Below are 18,830 nucleotides of genomic sequence, written 5' to 3' on the forward strand. Positions count from 1 at the left end.
GCCATGAGCTCTTCCACGCTGATGCCCGCGCCGCGCCCGCGCGAGTTCCAGGCCCAGGCCCCGACCCAAGCTGTCCCCCAACCCCAGCACCGCCCCGTCGACAACGGCTGGCTGCAATGGGTGGCCGAGAACAAGCTGCGCAACTGCGCGATGGAATCGATGCTGCAGACGATGACGGCCGCCGGCCTGTCGCGCGCCGAGAGCGAGGCGGCGATCGTGCGCATGGACAGCGACCCGGCCTACCTCGCGGCCAAGCGCTACCAGCAGATGCAGCGCAAGTTCGAATCGGTGCTCGCCAACCAGCAGAAGCTGTGGGAATCGTCGCCGCACTACGGGCGGGTCGAGAAGCGCAGCCACGTCTCGCGCGACGAGTTCATCGAGCGCTACGTGCGCGGCAGCCGCCCGCTGGTGCTGACCGAAGCGGCGCGCGACTGGCCGGCCGTCACGCGCTGGTCGCCGCAGGACCTGAAGACCCGCTTCGGCCACCTCGACGTGGAGATCCAGGCCGAGCGCAACGCCGACTCGAACTACGAGCAGAACAAGCTGGAGCACCGGCGCACGCTGCGGCTCGGCACCTTCGTCGACCAGGTGCTGGCCGGCGGTGCGACCAACGACTACTACCTGACCGCCAACAACGAGGTGCTGCGGCGCCCCGAGTTCGCACCGCTGCTGAAAGACATCGGCACGCTGCCCGAGATCTGCGATCCGGCGCAGCTGGCGGCGCGCTCGTCGTTCTGGTTCGGCCCGGCCGGTACGCGCACGCCGCTGCACCACGACACGCTGATGCTGATGCACACGCAGATCGTCGGCCGCAAGCGCTGGCGCTTCATCTCGCCGCTGGAGACGCCCAAGCTCTACAACCATTTCCGCGTCTACAGCCCGATCGACCTCGACGCACCCGACCTGGTGCGCCACCCCGATTTCGCGAGCGTGAAGGTGCTGGAGGTGATCGTCGAACCCGGCGAGACGATGTTCCTGCCGCTCGGCTGGTGGCACCAGGTGACCTCGCTGGACGTGAGCCTGTCCTTCTCGTACTCGAACCTGGCGATCCCGAATGACTTCACGTATGTGAATGCGGAGATTCACAACTGGTGAAGTGACGCTCTCTGTCTGGAATGCCTCTTGCAATTGGTGCTCGAACAAATCGAACACGAGCACGGGCAGGTAACCGCCCGTATCAGCCGATCGCAAACGGGAGGATTCCATGAAGCAGAAGCAGACGTTCGCAGGCGCAGGGCCGAGCAGCAGATCGCAGGCACTCGCCACGGTGGCCATGTTGTTCAGCGCGGCGATGGCGCTGTCGGCCTGCGGTTCGGGCGGCGGTGACGATTCGAGTCCCGCGGCGAGCCCGCCGCCGACGAGCAATGCGCCCGCTCCCTCTCCCGCACCCGCTCCGTCGCCTGCTCCCGCACCGGCACCTGCTCCGGCTCCCACGGCAGGCCCTGCGCCGGCCCCTGCACCGACTCCCACGGCAGCGCCCGCACCGGCGCCGACCGACTCCGGTGCCACCGACTACGTGCCGCTGTTCACCAGCAGCACCCCGGTGACCGAGCAGATCCAGGTCACCGAAGCCGACGGCACGCTCGTCACCTACGCCGGCTTCCGCCCGACGCCTCGCCATGCGCGCGAAGGTGGCGAGCCGTGGACCGACACCGTCGACAAGGGCCCGGGCAGCTACTTCGCCTTCCCGCCGTTCTACTTCCAGAACCGCACCTTCGGCCTGGTGATCCGCGACGAGGTGCCGGCCGGCCGCCAGAAGATCACCGCCTACCTGAAGCCGAACGTCGGCACGATGATCAACAACAGCTTCAGCGCATTCCGCCGGCTGGACCCGAACGTCATCGAGTACGGCTGGAAGATGGGCGTCGGCTACACGAACCCGAAGGACGGCACGCAGCGCTGCAACCCCGCCACCGCCATCGCCGACCTGTGCGTGGCGCAGAGCATCACCGACTACTGGCGCATGGCCGACGAGGCGCAGTACCAGGGCATCACGCGGGCGAACAACAAGCTGAAGGTCGGCGACAAGATCGAGATGTCGCCCGGCGTGTTCCTCGACTACACGCCCGGCACCGACATCGCGCTGATCGACGGCGGCCACAACCGCGACTACTCGTTCGAGCAGCTCTACGTGGTCGGCAAGGGCATGGTGCCGTGGTACGGCATCGCGCCCAAGCTCGACACCACCCCGCTGCCCGACGACGCGCTGCTGGGCGGCCAGGCCAGCGTCTCGTACAACTATTCGGAAGAGCCGCACCGCGTGTTCCAGCAGACCGCCAACAACATCGGCATCGCCAACATGCAGCGCTTCGTCGAAGGGCGCCGGCTGTTCCACACCTCGTTCCTCGACGGCAAGCACTCCGAGAGCCCGACGGTGAACCCGGTCTTCACCGCGCATGCCAACCAGCTTGGCGAGCGCTTCAACGAAGTGCGCTGCCTGGGCTGCCACACGCTGAACGGCCGCAGCCCGGCAGCAGACGTTGGCACGCCGTTGAACAAGTTCGCGGTGCTGACCGCGGCGGCGAGCACGAGCACGTCCATCACGCCCGATGCCACCTATGGCGTCAATGTGCAGCAGCTGTCGCGCACGACGGGTGCGCCCGACTACGGCGTCTCGATCCAGTCGTTCGTGAAGACGGTGCGCACGCTGGCTGGCGGCGAGACGGTCGAACTGCAGAAGCCGGTCTACGCGTTCAAGGGGCCGGTGCCCGCGCAGCTGTCGGTGCGGCAGGCACCGCAGGTGGTGGGCATGGGGCTGATCGAGGCGCTGGACGAGACCACCATCCTCGCGCTGGCCGACCCGCAGGACGCGAACGGCGACGGCATCCGCGGCATTCCCAACTGGTCGATTGACCCCGAGACCGGCCAGCGCCACCTCGGCCGCTACGGCTGGAAGGCCGGCAAGGCGACGGTGCGGCAACAGGCCGCAGGCGCTTTCCTGCAGGACATGGGCGTCACGACGCCCGCCTTCAAGTCAGTGAGCTGCCAGCGCGGCGCGGCCGATTGCAAGACCAGCACCGCGACACCGTCGCTCAGCGACCTGGAACTCGATCGCATCGCGTCGTACCTGCAGCTGCTGGGCGTGCCCGCGCAGCGCAAGTACGCGAGCGGCTACACCGACGGCACGGTCACGCCGCCGGAGCACGACATCCCCGACACGCTGCGCACGGCGATTGCGCGTGGCAACCAGCTGTTCACGCAGGCCGGCTGCACCGGCTGCCACAAGGCGGAGCTGAAGACGGGCGCGAACCACCCGTTCCAGGAACTGCGCAACCAGACCATCCACCCCTACACCGACGTGCTGCTGCACGACATGGGTGCGGAGCTGGCCGACACGATGACCGAAGGCCAGGCCGGCCCGAGCCTGTGGCGCACCCAGCCGCTGTGGGGGCTGGGTTCGCTGAAGTACGTGCAGAAGGAGACCGGCTTCGCGGATGCGAGCAGCGTGCGCTACCTGCACGACGGGCGGGCTCGAACGCTGGTGGAGGCGATCGGCTGGCACGGCGGGGAGGGCAGCGGCAGCCGGGCGAAGTTCGAGGCACTCAGCAAGGCGGATCGCGACGCGGTGATCTCGTTCCTGGAGTCGCTGTAAAGCGAATGTGTGCACCCGGCGCGGACCTCAGAGTTCGTCCCGGGGCTGCGGAGGCCTGTCGGCAAGTTCGGGCAAATCGTCGTCCAGTTGCTCCCAGGACGCCAGCAGATCCAGCAAGCGGTTCTTTCGGAGGGGCGTCAGGATCAGGCGCTCACATTCCTTGCGTATCAGCACCTCGGATCCTTCCATCTCGAACTCGCGAGGGATCCGAACCGCCTGATGGGGCCCGTTGCGGAACAACGAGGTACGCCGTTCGCTCACTGGAACTGGACCATTGGTATGGCAGGCTCCGTAGGAGGTTTGTTGTTCTATTCCGAGGGGGCGCTCTTGGGGGGGGCGTTTTCGATCATCTTTTGAAGCGTCAATCGATGCCGAGGCCACACCTTCGAAAGGTAGTGCCGTGCGTCCTGATCCCCGAGCCCCACGGCGCGCTGATACCAGGATTCAGCATCGTCCAGAAGCTTTGCATCTCGCGCATCGAGAGCTTTTCTCTCGCAGAAGCTGCCCATGATTCTCTGGGCTCGCGCATCTCCGGCCTCGGCGGCCGGTCTGATCACTGCAAGGATGTCATCGTCGTTGCTCGTCGCACCCGGAAGTCCGGAGAGCGTCCGGAGCGATTGCAGAACGACCTGCCCGACAACGTTCTGGGTCGTTTGCTCATCCGCATATGATTCGAGATTGATTGTCGATACAAGAACTTCCTCGTCATTTTCCGGAGAGGACCGTCCATAGATGGAGACGACCTTGCCGGTAGTGTCCATTGACAGGCGCAGTGTGGATCTTGGTGAGGGGAACATGTTTTTACTCACATTCACAGAGTTCGATGCATGCGGCGCGGCTCTTGTCTGCTTGGCCGATACAGGTGATCAAGCCTTCAATGTCAACGGTTGAGCGTCCGCCCGAATACGTGATCCAGCATGCGTCGTACATGGCTTTATATATGACCTGACAGGACTGTACGCAGGCCGCCCGTTTTCCATCGGGGGCGCCGCCACCACCGTTGTCGCCTGGCCCCGGCTTCAAAGGCGTGATGTTCGGTTTCCTCAGGTCGGCAATCGGCTTTCCAGGCAGCGGTGCGGGCGTATGCGGATAGCCGGATGGCGGAGCAACCGGCTGAGGGAAGTCGGGATTCCAAGTAGGAGGCGTAGAAGGTGGACACACGATTCCGAAAATGCTGACCACACACCTCGCAAGTCCGTTTGGATCGACATAGCTCAACGGGTTGTTCAACGTGTAGGTATATGTGTTTACTCCTCCACCAAGTCCAATCGGATCGCTTTGCCGGTAGACGCCTCCATCGGGTGCGTAGTAGCGGTGATGGTTGTAGAGCAGCCCGCTCTCCGCATCCGCATACTGCCCGGGGAACCGCAGGTTCTGCGTGAAGACTCCGAGTCCGCTCAGGTTGACCTCGGGCGCGGTCGTGCCGAACGGCTCGGCAAGCCATTGCCAGCGAGTCGCGTTGTTCATGTCGACCACAAGCCGCGGCGCATTGAGGTGATCAGCGTGGATGTAGAACACCAGCGGTCCGCCGCTGGGATTCGCCGGATCCGGCATGAACATCGCCACCGGGATGTCGTCGAGCCACACGTATTCGCGCAGCGCTTGTCCCGCTTGGTCGTATTCCCCGAGCAGTTCGCCGTTGAGCCCATACACGAAGATCACCGTGCTGCTAGCGCCCGCGCTGGTGACCTTGCGGATGCGCCGCTTGTTGGCGTCGTAGGTGTAGGTGCCGGTGACGCCCGCCTTCGTGATGCTCGCGAGTGAGCCGCTCAGGCCATAGGTCGCCGTGTAGTTCGGGCTGTCGCTGACCGTGTTCCCGGCGTTGTCATAGCCGAAGCTTCTCGCCGGGTTCGTGATGCTCGTGAGCCGGTTGCTCGTCGCTTCGGTGGTGTAGACGCTCGGGCTGCCGTTYAGGCTCACGCCGGTGCGGTTGCCATTCGGGTCATACATGATCGCCCAGTTGCTCGCGACCGTCGTCACCTGCGTGATCCGGTCGTTCTCGTCGTAGCCGAAGCTCTGGTCCAGCGCCGGCTGCGGGATGCCGTCGTTGGCGCTCAGGTGCGTGAAGCTGAYGATGCGATCGGCCGCGTCGTAGGTCACGTCGCGGAAGACGTTGCCCAGCCGGTAGCGCGTGACGCGTCCGCTGAGGTCGTAGAAGCGCTCGTGCGGCGTCGTCCCGCTGGCCATGTTCCAGTTCCAGCTCGTCACCGGACCGAACGGTTCCCACTTGATRTCGCTGAGCAGCGGCGTGGGCGTGCCGTTCGCGTCCTGGGCCATACCGATCGCGGTCACGTTGCGGCTCGTGTAGCTGCGCRCGACGGTGCGGCCCGACGGATAGGTGATGCTGGTCAGGCGGCCCAGCGTGTAGCCGTAGCGTGTGGTGCTGACGATGGCGGTGCTGTTGGCTCCTGTGGCCGGGCTGACCGACTGCACCGCCTCGGTGACCCGCCCCCGCGGGTCGTACTTGAATCGCGACCAACCRTTCGGGTGRTCGGTGCGRCTGAGCCGGCCGACGCTGTATGCGTAGTCCGGCCCCTTCAGGCTGTAGGTCCAGCTGACCGTCAAGCTGGGCTGGCCGCTCTGGCTGTAGACCAGCTGCGTCAGCCGGTCGACCCCGTCGTAGGAGTACGTCTCCAGCACGCCGCGGCTGTCCGTGCGGGTCGTCAGGTTGCCGATCTCGTTGTACGTCTGGTTCGCCGTGCCGGTGTCCGGACTGATCAGCTGGATCGCGTTGCCGAAGCCGTCGCGCGGGTACTGCGTGACGAGGTTCCTCGGATCGGTGATCTTCGTGGCTCGATCCCCGCCGTCATACTCGAAGCTCGTCTTGCCACTCTTCGGGTCGGTGTGGTCCTTCACCCGATACAGCGGGTCGTAGCTGAGCCTGGTCTCCAGCTTCAGGCCATCCGGATCTCGGATGATCTTGGTGCGGTTGCCCTGGGCGTCGTATTCATAGGCCCTCACCGGGGTCGGCGAGATGGGCGGTGGGGGAAGCTCTGCATGGCAAAGCGAGGCGTTCAACAGGCAGGTCGCAACAACAATGACCCCTGCGCGGGTCGTCGTCTTCATCGTCGGGTCCGGTGGGCGGTTGATCGGACCGCATCGACACAACTCTGAAGGGACTGCTTCGACGATGCGGCCGTGCTATTGAAAGAGGGCTCGACAGCGACGGCAAGCGCCGCAACCCTCAGTCAGCGGCGAGTTGACTATTGTTTACCTTCCCGGCTTGGCCAGTTCACCGCCGCGCCGCCACCAACCACCCCGTCACCGGCTTCCCACCCTCCTGCCGCAGCGTCTCCCCGCTGATCTCCACCAGCGTGAACCCGTTCGCCGCGAGCGCCGCTTCCACGTGCGCCCGCGCATGTGCATAGCGCCCGTGCGGCTCCAGGTGGAACATCTCCGGGCGGCCATCGGGCAGCGCCTCGACGGTGAACACCATCAGCCCGCCCGGCTTCACCGAGCCGCTCGCGGCGGCCATCAGCGGCATCAGGTCGCCGAAGTAGCACAGCGTGTCGGCCGACAGCATCACGTCCCACTGGCCCGGTGACTCGCGCAGGAACTCGGTCAGCTCGGCCTTGTACAGGTCGCTGTACACGCCCTTGGTCTGCGCATGCTTCAGCATGCCGCCGGACAGGTCCACCCCCGCCAGCACGCGCGCCCACGGCGCCACCAGCGGCCCGCACAGCCCGGTCCCGCAGCCGGCGTCCAGCACGTTGAACTGCTTCGCCGCCGGCGGCAGCAGCCGCGCCAGCAACTGCGCGCACAGCTGCGGCGCGCGGTAGTCCAACCGCTCGTTCAGCTGCTTCTCGAAACTGTCGGCGAAGTGGTCGAAGGTGTACTCGACGTAGTCGTCCGAGGCCCGCTCCGGCGCACCGCTGCCGGAACACGCCGCGAACATGTGCTGCGCCATCGGGTGGCCCGGTTCCTCGGCCAGCCACTGGCGGAACACCTCGGCCGCCTCGCGCACCTTGCCCATCGTGTAGTAGGTCATGCCCAGCAGCTTGCGGCCGTCCGGGTGCTCGGGCAGCAGCTCGATCGATCGGCAGTACCAGCGGATCGACTCCGGCAGGTCGTCCTGTGCGRCCGCCAGCAGCCCCAGGTTGTTGTGCGCGTTCAGGTGCCGCGGGTCGAGCTCGATCGCGCGCAGGTAGGCGGCGCGCGCCTCGGCCGGGCGCTTCTGCGCGCGGTACAGCGAGCCCAGGTTGTTCTGCAGGTCGGCGCTGCCGGGTTGCAGCGCCCCCGCGCGCTCGTAGGCCGCGGTCGCCTCCGGCAGCTCCTGGCGCGACACGTGGATGTTGCCGAGGTTGTTGTGGTACCCCGCGAAATCCGGCACCAGCGCGATCGCGCGCCGGATCGACGCGACGCCCTCGTCGCTGCGCCCCACCTCGTGCAGCAGCATCCCCAGCAGGTGCAACGCATCCGGGTGATCGGGCGCCGCCTCGAGGATGCGCCGGTACAGCTGCTCGGCGCCCTCGAGCTGGCGGTTCTGGTGCAGGCCGATCGCGTACTTCAGCGCGTCGTCCAGGCTCACTTCCTCAGGCGCACCGCCGGCTTGATCGGCCTCGCTCATCACCGTGCCCCCGCGCTCAGAACCCGTAGTGGAAGTTGTTGTCGACGACGCTGACCTTCACCCGCTCGATCGGCGTGCCGTCCATCATTCGCGTCAGGAACTCCTTCGAGATGTCCGGCAGCATCGTGTTGGTCAGGATCGCGTCGATCATGCGACCGCCCGATTCGCTCTCGGTGCAGCGGCTCACGACCAGCTTGACCACGTCGTCGCCGACCTCGAACGGGATCTTGTAGCGCGCCTCGACGCGCTTCTTGATGCGCCCGAGCTGCAGCTTGACGATCTGCCCCAGCATCTCGTCCGACAGCGGGTAGTACGGGATCGTCACCAGCCGGCCCAGCAGCGCCGGCGGGAAGATCTTCAGCAGCGGCTCGCGCAGCGCCTTCGCCAGCCCCTCGGCCTCGGGCATCAGCTCCGGGTCCTTGCACATGTTGGCGATCAGCTCGGTGCCGGCATTCGTCGTCAGCAGGATCAGCGTGTTCTTGAAGTCGATGAAGCGGCCTTCGCCGTCTTCCATGAAGCCCTTGTCGAACACCTGGAAGAACATCTCGTGCACGTCGGAGTGCGCCTTCTCCACCTCGTCGAGCAGCACCACCGAGTAGGGCTTGCGCCGCACCGCCTCGGTCAGCACGCCGCCTTCGCCATAGCCCACGTAGCCGGGGGGCGCGCCCTTCAGCGTCGAGACGGTGTGCGCCTCCTGGAACTCGCTCATGTTGATCGTGATCAGGTTCTGCTCGCCGCCGTACAGCGCCTCGGCCAGCGCGAGCGCCGTCTCGGTCTTGCCGACGCCCGAGGTGCCGGCCAGCATGAACACGCCGATCGGTTTGCTCGGGTTGTCGAGCCCGGCCCGCGAGGTCTGGATGCGCTTGGCGATCATCTCCATCGCATGGTCCTGGCCGATCACGCGCTGGCTCAGCAGCGAGGCCACCTTCAGGATGGTTTCCATCTCGTTGCGCGCCATGCGGCCGACCGGGATGCCGGTCCAGTCGCCGACCACGCTCGCCACCGCCTGGTAGTCCACCGTCGGCAGGATCAGCGGGTGCTCGCCCTGCAGCGTGGCCAGTTCGGCTTGCACCTGCTTCAGCTCGGTCAGTGTCGCGGCGCGGTCCTCATCGGACAGCTTCGGCGCGTCGGCCGCAACGGTTGCAGCCGCCTTCTCCGCGTTCTGCTCCAGCGCACTGCCGGTGCCTTCCACCGCGCCGGCCACGCCGCGCAGCTTCGCGCGCAGCGCGAGCAGCTTGTCGACGAGCACCTTCTCGGCCGTCCAGCGCGTCTTCAGCGCATCGAGCCGCTTGCGCTCGACGCCGAGCTGCTCTTCGACGAACGCGCTGCGCTCGCGCGTATCGATGCCGATCGCCGCCTCGCGGCCGATGATGCCCTGCTCGGTCTCCAGCGCCTCGATGCGCTTGCTGCAGTCGTCCACCTCGGCAGGGGTCGCATGCAGGCTGACCGCGACGCGCGCGCAGGCGGTGTCGAGCAGGCTGACCGACTTGTCCGGCAGTTGGCGCGCCGGGATGTAGCGGTGGCTCAGCTTCACCGCCGCCTCCAGCGCCTCGTCGAGGATCTGAACCTTGTGGTGCTTCTCCATCGTCGAGGCCACGCCGCGCATCATCAGGATGGCCTTCGGCTCGTCCGGCTCGTCGACCTGCACGCTMTGGAAGCGCCGCGTCAGCGCCGGATCCTTCTCGATGTATTTCTTGTACTCGGCGAAGGTGGTCGCGCCGATCGTGCGCAGCTGGCCGCGCGCGAGCGCCGGCTTCAGCAGGTTGGCGGCGTCGCCGGTGCCGGCCGCGCCGCCGGCGCCCACCAGCGTGTGCGTCTCGTCGATGAACAGGATGATCGGCTTCGCACTCGCCTGCACCTCGTCGATCACCGAGCGCAGCCGCTGCTCGAACTCGCCCTTCATGCTGGCGCCGGCCTGCAGCAGGCCGACGTCGAGCGCGCGCAGCTCCACGTCCTTCAGGGCAGGCGGCACGTCGCCGCGCGCGATGCGCTGCGCGAAGCCTTCGACGATGGCCGTCTTGCCGACGCCGGCTTCGCCGACCAGGATCGGATTGTTCTGGCGGCGGCGCATCAGGATGTCGACCACCTGGCGGATCTCGTCGTCGCGGCCGACGATCGGGTCCATCTTGCCGCCGCGCGCCTGCTCGGTCAGGTCGGTCGTGAAGCGCTTCAGCGCCTCCTGCTTGCCCATCGCGGCCGGCGCGATCGCCTCGCTCGCTTCGCCCGGCGCGCCGCCGTCGCTCGCGGCCTGCGCATGCTCGGGCGAGCTGGCGAGCAGCGAGCCGAAGCGGTCGATCAGGTCGTCGAGCTTGATGCGCTCGAACTGCTTGCTGATCGCCAGCAGCGCATTGCGCAGCGACGGCGTCTTCAGCGCGCCCACCAGCAGGTAGCCGGTGCGCACCTGGCGGTCGCCGAACATCAGCGAGCCGTAGACCCAGCCGCGCTCGACCGCGTTCTCGACGATGCTCGACAGATCGGTCACCGAGGTGGCGCCGCGCGGCAGCCGGTCGAGCGACTGCGTCAGGTCGGCCACCAGCTGCGCGCCGTCGAGCTCGTAGTGCTTGACGATGCGGTGCAGGTCGCTGTCGTTGCCGTTCAGGATCTGGTAGATCCAGTGCTGCAGCTCGACGTACGGGTTGCCGCGCAGCTTGCAGAACACCGTGGCGCCTTCGATGGCCTTGTAGGCGATCGGGTTGAGCTTGCCGAAGAGGGCGGTGCGACTGATTTCAGCCATGGTCGTTCCTTAGGTGGAGGTCGATGAAGCGGCCGCATGCATCTGCGCCGGGTTCAGGAGGAGTTCGCCGCGGTCGGGGTGCGGCGTCTTGCGGCCGAGCCAGCTGGTCAGGCCGAGTGCGGCGGGGGCGGCGTTCGACAGGCCCAGAGCCGGCACCGCGCTGCCCTGCAGTATCAGCCGCAGGTCCCACAGCATCTCGAAGCCGAGCAGCTGGCGCATCCAGTCGCGCAGCTCGATCAGCGAGCGCTGGCCGGGCAGGAACTGGCGGTACTGCGCGAGCGTCAGCGGGCCGATGTGCAGGCGCAGCTTGTACTGTCGGTCCCAGACCTTGCTGCCGGCCACCGCCGAGACGCCGAGTGCCGCGCCCAGGTTGCCGCGGCCGCCGAGGCGGGTGCGGTCTTCGGGGCGCAGCGGCAGCCAGTGGCCGACGTGCGATTCCACGCGGATCGGCACCGCGAAGTACTGGCGCAGCACCTTGACGATCGATTCCGGCCGGCGCGTCGCGCTCGCCAGGTGGCCGCTCGCGAAGCGCTTCGCGGCATCGGGCACCGCATCGGCGCCGCGCAACGCGGCCGGTGCCTGGCCGAACAGCGCGCCGACCCATTTCGCGAACTGGTCGTCGCTCGCGCGATCGGCCTGCACGGCCGGCTGCGACTGCGACCAGGCGCGGTAGAACAGCAGCAGCATGCGGTGGTGGAACATGTCGGCGAAGCGCGCGAAGGTGGCGTCGCCGTGGTTGCGCAGCCGGTCGCGCGCATGCTCGGTGTAGTGCAGCGGCAGCGGCCCCATCGGCCCGAACAGCCCGAAGAAGCGCACGCCCAGGCGCGGCACGTTGCGATCGCTGGCCTCGAACGACATCACACCGGCCGGCGCGAAATCGAGTTCCGGGTCCTGCCCCAGCCGCACCGGCTCGGCCCCGGGCCGCAGCGCCGAGCCGAGCCGCGGCGATTGCGGCCACAGCGCATCGATCTGGCGCAGCACCGCGAAGAAGTCGTGCGCCCACGGTTGCTTCGCGATCTCGTCGAACAGCCGCGTGCGGCGTTCGTGCAGCGCCTTCGGGTCTTGAGGATGGGGTGGCGTCGCACTCACAGCATCGCCTTCGAGCCGATGCGCGGCGGCGAGCGCAGGATCTCGCCGCGCGTCGCCGAGCGGACGATGGTCTCCGAGAAGCTGTTGGCCGACGCGTGCCGCGCGTAGAAGTGCTCCAGCACGCAGCCGAGCAGGAAGGCGCTGGAGCCCTGGAAGCCGAGCTCGTCGACGGTGGTCGTCACCTCGACGCCGCAGCCGAAGGTCAGCGGGCCGGGGAAGGGCAGGCGGCGCACCACCGCGCGCGCCTCCACCGCCTGGATGCCCTCGACCTGCTTGCTCCAGCTCACGTCCTGCTCCGGCCCGTGCAGCGCCATCAGGCTGCGCAGCGCCGACGCGGCGCGGCGCGGGTCTTCGCCGGCGATGCTCAGGTAGTTCAGCGTCAGCAGGCTGACGAGCGACCAGCCGACATCGCCGCGCGCGATGCGCTGCACCGGCCGCGACGGGCCGCGCAGCGTCTCGATGCGGCCGGCCGGCCCGGCGACGTCGAGCGTCCAGGTGCTGGCCGAGCCGGGCAGCAGCGTCGGCAGGTCGCGGTTGGTGACGAGCGCGCTCAGCGAGACCTGGCGGATGTCCTCGCGGTACGGCGCATTGCGCGGATCGACCAGCGACAGGAACACCTCCTGGCCGATGTAGGCCGAGCGCGGCCCTTCGAGGCGCTGGCGGCTCGACAGCAGCCGCGGTTCGCGCCGCAGTGTGTAGAACGCGCCGTGGTTGCGCGATTCCTCGTGGAAGGTGGCGTACAGCGGCAGGAAGCGCTGCTCGGCGACCTGGCCGGTGCCGAAGCCGGTGACGCTCTCGATCGTGTGGACCTCGTAGTCCATCGGCCGCGTGCGGTCGGGCACTGCATGGTGCTCCCAGCTGCCCGGGCCGAGCTGGATGCGGTCGAGCCGCTTCGGGAACAGGTTGATCGCCGGCGTGCAGTACAGCGCGAGGCTGTTGGCATCGACCAGCGATTCGAGCGCCGGCTCGCCGCGGCCGAACAGCAGCACGATCTCGCACTCGCTGCTGTCGACGCGCGCCAGCCGCCGCGCCAGGTCGGTGACCGAGAAGAACAGGAAGCGCTGCGGCAGCGCCGCGTACTCCTGCAGCAGGCGGTGCCCGCTGAAGCCGCGCAGCGTCTCGGGCAGCAGCGCCTGGTCGTCGTCGTAGCCGACGGCCTCGACCGACGCCGCATCGGCATAGCCCTGGCTCGGCGAGCGCGAGGCACCGCCCTGCACCCAGCTCGCGAGGCTGGCGCCCAGCACCAGCTCGTGCAGCCGGAAGGCCACGTCGTCGCCGGCGCTGATGTAGAAATCCAGCCGCTCCATCGGCAGCTGGCTGAACTTCAGCCCGGCGCTCGCCTTCAGCCGGATGCGCAGGCCGCCGCGCACCTGGCGGGCCGGCGGCAGGTGCGCGATCGGCAGGTCGGGCGCGTGGGTGAAGTAYTGCACCGTGTCGATCTCGACCGGCCACAGCGTCACGTCGTGCGCGGTGCGGAACTCGCAGCGCGTGTTCTGGCCGCGCACCGTCTCGCTGTGCAGCGCGCTGCCGCGCTTGACGGTGAAGCCGCGCGCGAGGTTCGGGTCCAGCGGGTCGGGCCGCATGCGCGCGATCATCGTCGACGGCATCGGCGACAGGAAGCCGGGGTACACGGTCTCGAGCAGGTGCTGGATCAGCCGCGGGTGCTCGGCGTCGATCTTCAGCTGCACGCGCGCCGCGAGGAAGGCGAAGCCCTCCAGCAGGCGTTCGACATACGGGTCGGTGACCTCGACGCCGTCCATCGACAGGCGGGCGGCGATCTTCGGGAATTCCTTCGCGAACTCGGCACCGACCTCCTTCAGGTGGCCGAGTTCGTCGTTGTACAGGCGAAGCAGGTTCGGATCCATCGAGGGCGGCCGTTCAGGTCTTGCGTTTCAGGGAGCCGCTGGCGGCGTCGCGCACCTCGATCTGGCCGGCTTCCAGGTCGACCTGGGTGCGCAGCAGCAGTTCCAGCGGCACCGGCTGGGCCCACATGAAGCCGCGGATCTCGAACTCGATGACGTTGTGCGTGTCGAGCACGCTGGACGGCTCGATCGCCTTCACCTCGAGCGAGTCTTCCATCACGCGCGGCTCGAAGCGCAGGATGGCTTGCTTGATCGTGCGTTCGAGCAGCGGGATGTCGATGCGCGATGCGAGCTGGCCCGACATCGGTGGCAGCCCGAAGTTGACCACCGATTCGCCGGCCAGCGGGTATTGCTCCGACAGTCGCGGCATCGGCTTGACGGCGTTCAGCAGCCACGACAGGTCGCGCAGCACCGCCTCGCGGATCTGCGCCTTGTTCATCACGCGCGACTCGTCCGACTCGACGCGCGAATGCGGGTTGAGGTCGGTCAGGCGGTCGAGCAGGACCGGCTGCAGGCGATCGCGGACCTCATGGTTGGCCATGGCGTCGTGTCAAACCGCGGCGTCCGGCGTCGGCTCGTCGTCCGGCACCGGCAGCGGTTCCAGCGTGATCTCGCGCACCGCCAGCAGGTCGCTGTCGTGCTCGCCGAGCGCCAGCACGCGCTGGCCGATGCCGCGGAAGTGCTCGTCGTTCAAGGCCTGCCATTCGGTGCGGCGCGCCAGCTGCGCCAGCGCATCGCCCTCGGTGGCGGTGCCGGGGTAGCGGGTCGGGATCAGTGCCACCGACTGGCCGCCGTTGGTGAACTCGAGCTGCGCGGCGCTCCACACCATGTCGCGCAGGTCGGCGGGTTCCTCGATCGTGATCTTCGTCAGCGCGCTGAACGGCACCCAGCAGTAGCGGCCGTTGATCAGCGCCTCGAGCACCGGGCCGAGCCGCGAATCGGCATCGGCGATCCAGTCGAACGGCTGGCCGTTCAGCGTGCCCGGCGTCGGCGGCGCGGCCTCGAAGGCATCGGCGCGCAGCTTGGCGGCCAGTGCCGCATCGCCGCGGGCATCGGCCATCAGCGCCTCGACCAGCCAGGCCACCCAGGCCTGCGGCCGGCCGAACACCATCGGCGTGGTCTTGCYGGCGAACACCGCCTCGCGCAGCGTCTCGCACTTCAGCGCCTCGCGGTAGGTGTTGACCATCGGCAGCGTCGAGGCATCGAGCTCGCCGCACACCTCGAGCTGCGTCATCGCGCGCGGCCACTGGCCGAGCACGCACAGCAGCTGGAACAGGAAGACGCGCAGCTTCGGGTCGGCCGGCTTGGCGCGCACGCCATCCTGCAGGCTCTTCAGCGCGGCATCGGTGCGGCCCTCTTTCAGGGCCAGTTCCGCAGCTTGGACGGGCGTCATTTCAGCCTGCCTGCACTTCGTTCTCGAAGGTGTTGACGCCCTTGGCGGCGCCGGCGAGGTCTTGCGAGCGGTACTCGACCTTCACCTTGAAGAAGGCGATGCGGAACTCCTCGACCAGCTCCGGCGCGCCGTCGGTCTCGTTGCGCAGCCGGTGCGACAGGATGCGCGCCTTCTCGACGGTGATCGTCAGGTACGCGATCGACGCGGCGCCGCCGGCCTTGTGCACCGACAGCGTCGCCTTCTTGATGACTTCATTGCTGCGCAGCGCCGACATCAGGCCGGTGCTGGCCGAATCGACGCGCTTGCGCACGATCAGCTCCTGCATCGTCGTGCGGGCGGCCGCGCTGCCGAAGGCCGTCGCATTGCCGTCCAGGCCCCAGCTCCAGCCGATGACCTCGATCTCGTCGGTGTGCGTGGCATCGCGCGATTCGCCCTTGATCGGGCCCTGCGCCGCGCCCTCGACCTTCAGGTACATGTCGGACTTGCCCATGGTCTTTCCTTGCTGGCGTTTTCAAAAAGGGATCGCCACGAAACGGCCCGAAGGCCGATCCGTGGCGTGCGCAGGAAGCCTGCGACCGATCACTTGACTTCGTTCGTCTCTTTGTTGATGCCGACAGTGCTGGTGGAACCCTTGCCGCCGGTGTCCGACTGCGTGGTGTATTCCATCTTGAACTTCGCGAAGTTCAGGCTGATGTTTTCCGTCAGCCGGTCTTCACCGCCGCTGCCGCCGGTGGACAGCGACGACACGATGACGCTCTCGAGCGTGATCTTGATGTACTCGAGCGGCTTGTCGCCGGCCTTGCGCACGGTCAGCACGGCCTGCTTGATGTGCGTGCCCTTGAAGCTGGCCATCGCCAGGGCGGTCGACGAAGCGTCGACGTACTTGGTCAGCGACAGGTCCTGGATGCTGACCTTGCCCGAACCGCCGCCGGCGCCGTTGCCGAACGAGGCGCTCTGGGCGCAGCCCCAGTTCCATGCCAGGACGTCGATCTCGTCCTTGTGCGAGCTGTCCTTCGACTCGCCCTTGATGTCACCGATCTTGATGAACATGTCTACAGCCATGATGCTTCTCCTTCAACTGAGTTGACCCGCTTGTGGGATGCCGGGGAGGGGTGCCACGACGTCTGGGTATTCCGTCGTGCGCCCGGCGTTTCTGTTTCGTTCCCGGCAAGCTGAACCTCCCGGGCTGCGATGCGCGCGGCGCGCCGTGGGAGGTTCCACGCCGGCCACGCTTTCCTGTACCTGGATCAGGCCGCCTTCTGTGAGGGCAGCTTCGACACCAGGCGCAGAGACACTGTCAGACCTTCCAGCTGGTAGTGGGGGCGCAGGAAGAACTTCGAGCTGTAGTAGCCCGGGTTGCCTTCGACGTCTTCCACCACCACCTCGGCGGCCGCCAGCGGGCGGCGCGCCTTGGTGTCTTCGGACGAGTGGGCGGGATCCCCGTCCACGTAGTTCATGATCCAGTCCTGCAGCCAGCGCTGCACTTCGTCGCGCTCCTTGAACGAGCCCACCTTGTCGCGCACGATGCACTTCAGGTAGTGCGCGAAGCGGCAGGTCGCGAACAGGTACGGCAGGCGGGCCGCCAGGTTGGCGTTGGCCGAGGCGTCCGGGTCGTCGTACTCGGCCGGCTTCTGCAGCGACTGCGCGCCGATGAAGGYCGCGAAGTCGGAGTTCTTGCGGTGCACCAGCGGCATGAAGCCGTTGCGTGCGAGTTCGGCCTCGCGCCGGTCGCTGATCGCGATCTCGGTCGGGCACTTCATGTCGACGCCGCCGTCATCGGTCGGGAAGGTGTGCGTGGGCAGGCCCTCGACCGCGCCGCCGGATTCGATGCCGCGGATGCGCGAGCACCAGCCATACTGCTTGAACGAGCGGTTGATGTTGACCGCCATCGCGTACGCCGAGTTCGCCCAGGTGTACTTGGTGTGGTCGGCGCTGCCGGTGTCTTCCTCGAAGTTGAACGCCTCGACCGGGTTGGTCTTCGCGCCGTACGGGATGCGCGCCAGGAAGCGCGGCATCGCGAGGCCGATGTAGCGGGCGTCGTCCGACTCGCGCAGCGAGCGCCACGCGGCGTATTCCGGCGTCGTGAAGATCTTGCTCAGGTCGCGCGGGTTCGCCAGCTCCTGCCACGAGCCCATCTGCATCAGGCTCGGGTCGGCCGCGGCGATGAACGGGGTGTGGGCCGAGGCCGACACCTTGGCCATCTCGCCCAGCAGCTCGACATCGGGCGGGGTCTGGCCGAAGTAGTAGTCGCCGACCAGGCAGCCGAACGGCTCGCCGCCGAACTGGCCGAACTCTTCCTCATAGACGCGCTTGAAGATCGGGCTCTGGTCCCAGGCCGTGCCCTTGTAGCGCTTGAGCGTCTTGCCGAGCTCGTTCTTGCTGATGTTCATCACGCGGATCTTCAGCTGCTCGTCGCTCTCGGTGTTGTTGACGAGGTGGTGCAGCCCGCGCCATGCGCTCTCGAGTTGCTGGAACTCGGGGTGGTGCATGATCAGGTTGATCTGCTCGCTGAGCTTCTTGTCGAGCTCGGCGATCATCGCCTCGATCGAGTTGACGACATCGGTGCCGATCAGCTTGGTCTGCGACAGCGCCTGCTGCGCGAGCGTGAGGATCGCGGTCTCGACCGCCGATTTCGCCTCTTCGCTCTTCGGCTTGAATTCCTTGTTCAGCAGGCTCGCGAAATCGCCGCCCTGGAATTCGACGCCCTGCAGCGCGGAGGATTGATTCTGTGCTTCTGCCATGTCTTTCTCCTGTGTCGCTGCGCGCTTACTCGGCCTTCGGCTCGTCGGCCTTCTTGGCCCCGGCCAGGCTGTTCAGCAGTGCCGGGTCGGCCATCACCTTGGCCAGCAATTCCTCGGCGCCGCTCTTGCCGTCCATGTAGGTGATCAGGTTCGACAGCTGCTGGCGGGCCTCGAGCAGCCTGCGCAGCGCGTCGTTGTTGCGCGCCACGGCGGCCGGCGAGAAGTCGTCCATGCTGTTGAAGGTGAGGTCGACGCTGACGTTGCCTTCGCCGGTCAGCGTGTTGGGCACCTGGAACGCGACGCGCGGCTTCATCGATTTCATGCGGCTGTCGAAGTTGTCGACATCGAACTCGAGGAACTTGCGGTCGGCCACCGGCGCGAGCGGGTCGGCCGGCTTGCCCGACAGGTCGGACAGCACGCCCATCACGAAGGGCAGCTGCACCTTCTTCTCGGCGCCGTAGAGCTCCACGTCGTATTCGATCTGGACGCGCGGCGCGCGGTTGCGGGCGATGAATTTCTGACTGCTGGTGGCCATGGTGGACTCCTCTGGGGCGGGTTCGGTGGATTAGGGCCTGTTGACCTGGGTCACTGGTCGGGACTGCCGGCGATGCGTTCGACCTGGCCGAGGCCGTCGGACGCGAGGTCGCGGATGATGTCCATGAAATTCTTGCCCATCAGCCGCTGCGCGCGGCGGATCAGCAGCGGTGCCGGGTTGCTGGGTTCGTTGCGTTCGATCCATTCGCAGACGCGGTCGAGCGTGCGGCTCACGTCTTCGCGGCTGCGCAGCGCGCCGACCGCGACGGCGCTGCCGCCCGTGGCGGCTGCCGCGCCCTCGGCGCCGGCCGCATCGGC

General features: G+C 67.5%; 16 protein-coding genes. 2 read left to right on the forward strand and 14 right to left on the reverse strand.

Annotated elements, in window-relative coordinates; translation table 11 throughout:
• Both AC1DXV_RS18830 and AC1DXV_RS18835 read left to right on the forward strand, forming a co-directional pair.
• On the forward strand, window positions 1-1,095 hold a 1,095-nt coding region (locus AC1DXV_RS18830), incomplete at its 5' end, for a cupin-like domain-containing protein (RefSeq protein WP_477934945.1).
• Window positions 1,096-1,204: 109 nt separating this feature from the next.
• The gene (locus AC1DXV_RS18835) at window positions 1,205-3,592 is read left to right on the forward strand and encodes a di-heme oxidoreductase family protein (protein WP_477934947.1); all 2,388 of its coding nucleotides are present in this window, start codon (window positions 1,205-1,207) and stop codon (window positions 3,590-3,592) included.
• A 27-nt stretch (window positions 3,593-3,619) separates the two neighbouring features.
• On the opposite strand, the gene AC1DXV_RS18840 is transcribed toward AC1DXV_RS18835, so the two are convergent.
• The 14 genes from AC1DXV_RS18840 to AC1DXV_RS18905 all read right to left on the reverse strand — a co-directional run.
• Window positions 3,620-3,781 (reverse strand): antitoxin, encoded by a 162-nt coding sequence (locus AC1DXV_RS18840; RefSeq protein WP_477934949.1) that lies wholly within the window; start codon window positions 3,779-3,781, stop codon window positions 3,620-3,622.
• A gap of 119 nt (window positions 3,782-3,900) precedes the next feature.
• Entirely contained in the window at window positions 3,901-4,353 is a 453-nt protein-coding gene (locus AC1DXV_RS18845; protein ID WP_477864832.1) for an SEL1-like repeat protein, read from the reverse strand.
• 40 nt (window positions 4,354-4,393) lie between these two features.
• A complete protein-coding gene (locus AC1DXV_RS18850; protein ID WP_477934951.1) occupies window positions 4,394-6,658 on the reverse strand; it encodes an RHS repeat domain-containing protein in 2,265 nt (754 codons plus the stop codon).
• Window positions 6,659-6,824: 166 nt separating this feature from the next.
• Window positions 6,825-8,159, reverse strand: coding sequence for a tetratricopeptide repeat protein (locus AC1DXV_RS18855; RefSeq protein WP_477934953.1), 1,335 nt, complete (start codon window positions 8,157-8,159; stop codon window positions 6,825-6,827).
• 16 nt (window positions 8,160-8,175) lie between these two features.
• On the reverse strand, window positions 8,176-10,893 hold the full coding sequence (tssH, locus tag AC1DXV_RS18860; protein ID WP_477934955.1) for a type VI secretion system ATPase TssH: 2,718 nt from the start codon (window positions 10,891-10,893) through the stop codon (window positions 8,176-8,178).
• Between the two features lie 9 nt (window positions 10,894-10,902).
• Window positions 10,903-11,982: a type VI secretion system baseplate subunit TssG gene (tssG, locus tag AC1DXV_RS18865; protein WP_477865436.1), complete on the reverse strand. Its 1,080-nt coding sequence runs from the start codon at window positions 11,980-11,982 to the stop codon at window positions 10,903-10,905.
• Window positions 11,979-13,847, reverse strand: a complete 1,869-nt coding sequence (tssF, locus tag AC1DXV_RS18870) for a type VI secretion system baseplate subunit TssF (RefSeq protein ID WP_477865435.1) — start codon at window positions 13,845-13,847, stop codon at window positions 11,979-11,981. The genes tssG and tssF overlap by 4 nt, the downstream gene beginning before the upstream one ends.
• Before the next feature lie 13 nt (window positions 13,848-13,860).
• Window positions 13,861-14,385 carry a type VI secretion system baseplate subunit TssE gene (tssE, locus tag AC1DXV_RS18875; RefSeq protein ID WP_477865434.1) on the reverse strand — a complete coding sequence of 175 codons (525 nt, stop codon included), beginning with the start codon at window positions 14,383-14,385 and terminating at the stop codon, window positions 13,861-13,863.
• Window positions 14,386-14,394: 9 nt separating this feature from the next.
• Complete coding sequence (locus tag AC1DXV_RS18880; protein ID WP_477934957.1) at window positions 14,395-15,237, reverse strand: type VI secretion system accessory protein TagJ; 843 nt, start codon at window positions 15,235-15,237, stop codon at window positions 14,395-14,397.
• A gap of 1 nt (window position 15,238) precedes the next feature.
• Entirely contained in the window at window positions 15,239-15,727 is a 489-nt protein-coding gene (locus tag AC1DXV_RS18885) for an Hcp family type VI secretion system effector (RefSeq protein ID WP_477865432.1), read from the reverse strand.
• An 89-nt stretch (window positions 15,728-15,816) separates the two neighbouring features.
• Window positions 15,817-16,299 (reverse strand): Hcp family type VI secretion system effector, encoded by a 483-nt coding sequence (locus tag AC1DXV_RS18890; RefSeq protein ID WP_465113835.1) that lies wholly within the window; start codon window positions 16,297-16,299, stop codon window positions 15,817-15,819.
• Between the two features lie 185 nt (window positions 16,300-16,484).
• Window positions 16,485-17,978 carry a type VI secretion system contractile sheath large subunit gene (gene tssC / locus AC1DXV_RS18895; protein WP_477934959.1) on the reverse strand — a complete coding sequence of 498 codons (1,494 nt, stop codon included), beginning with the start codon at window positions 17,976-17,978 and terminating at the stop codon, window positions 16,485-16,487.
• A gap of 25 nt (window positions 17,979-18,003) precedes the next feature.
• The gene (gene tssB / locus AC1DXV_RS18900; protein ID WP_477865430.1) at window positions 18,004-18,513 is read right to left on the reverse strand and encodes a type VI secretion system contractile sheath small subunit; all 510 of its coding nucleotides are present in this window, start codon (window positions 18,511-18,513) and stop codon (window positions 18,004-18,006) included.
• A 50-nt stretch (window positions 18,514-18,563) separates the two neighbouring features.
• Window positions 18,564-18,830, reverse strand: a 267-nt coding sequence (locus AC1DXV_RS18905; RefSeq protein ID WP_477934961.1) for a type VI secretion system protein TssA, incomplete at its 5' end; no start/stop codon positions are given.

The sequence above is a fragment of the Rhizobacter sp. P3_C12 genome (genome assembly GCF_056402735.1).

Bases quoted from the DNA above. Each gene is read 5' to 3' on its own strand.
- AC1DXV_RS18885 (WP_477865432.1), bottom strand. From the start codon at position 15,727: ATGGGCAAGTCCGACATGTACCTGAAGGTCGAGGGCGCGGCGCAGGGC.
- AC1DXV_RS18845 (WP_477864832.1), bottom strand. From the start codon at position 4,353: ATGGACACTACCGGCAAGGTCGTCTCCATCTATGGACGGTCCTCTCCG.
- AC1DXV_RS18835 (WP_477934947.1), top strand. From the start codon at position 1,205: ATGAAGCAGAAGCAGACGTTCGCAGGCGCAGGGCCGAGCAGCAGATCG.
- tssB (WP_477865430.1), bottom strand. From the start codon at position 18,513: ATGGCCACCAGCAGTCAGAAATTCATCGCCCGCAACCGCGCGCCGCGC.
- tssE (WP_477865434.1), bottom strand. From the start codon at position 14,385: ATGGCCAACCATGAGGTCCGCGATCGCCTGCAGCCGGTCCTGCTCGAC.
- AC1DXV_RS18890 (WP_465113835.1), bottom strand. From the start codon at position 16,299: ATGGCTGTAGACATGTTCATCAAGATCGGTGACATCAAGGGCGAGTCG.
- AC1DXV_RS18840 (WP_477934949.1), bottom strand. From the start codon at position 3,781: ATGGAAGGATCCGAGGTGCTGATACGCAAGGAATGTGAGCGCCTGATC.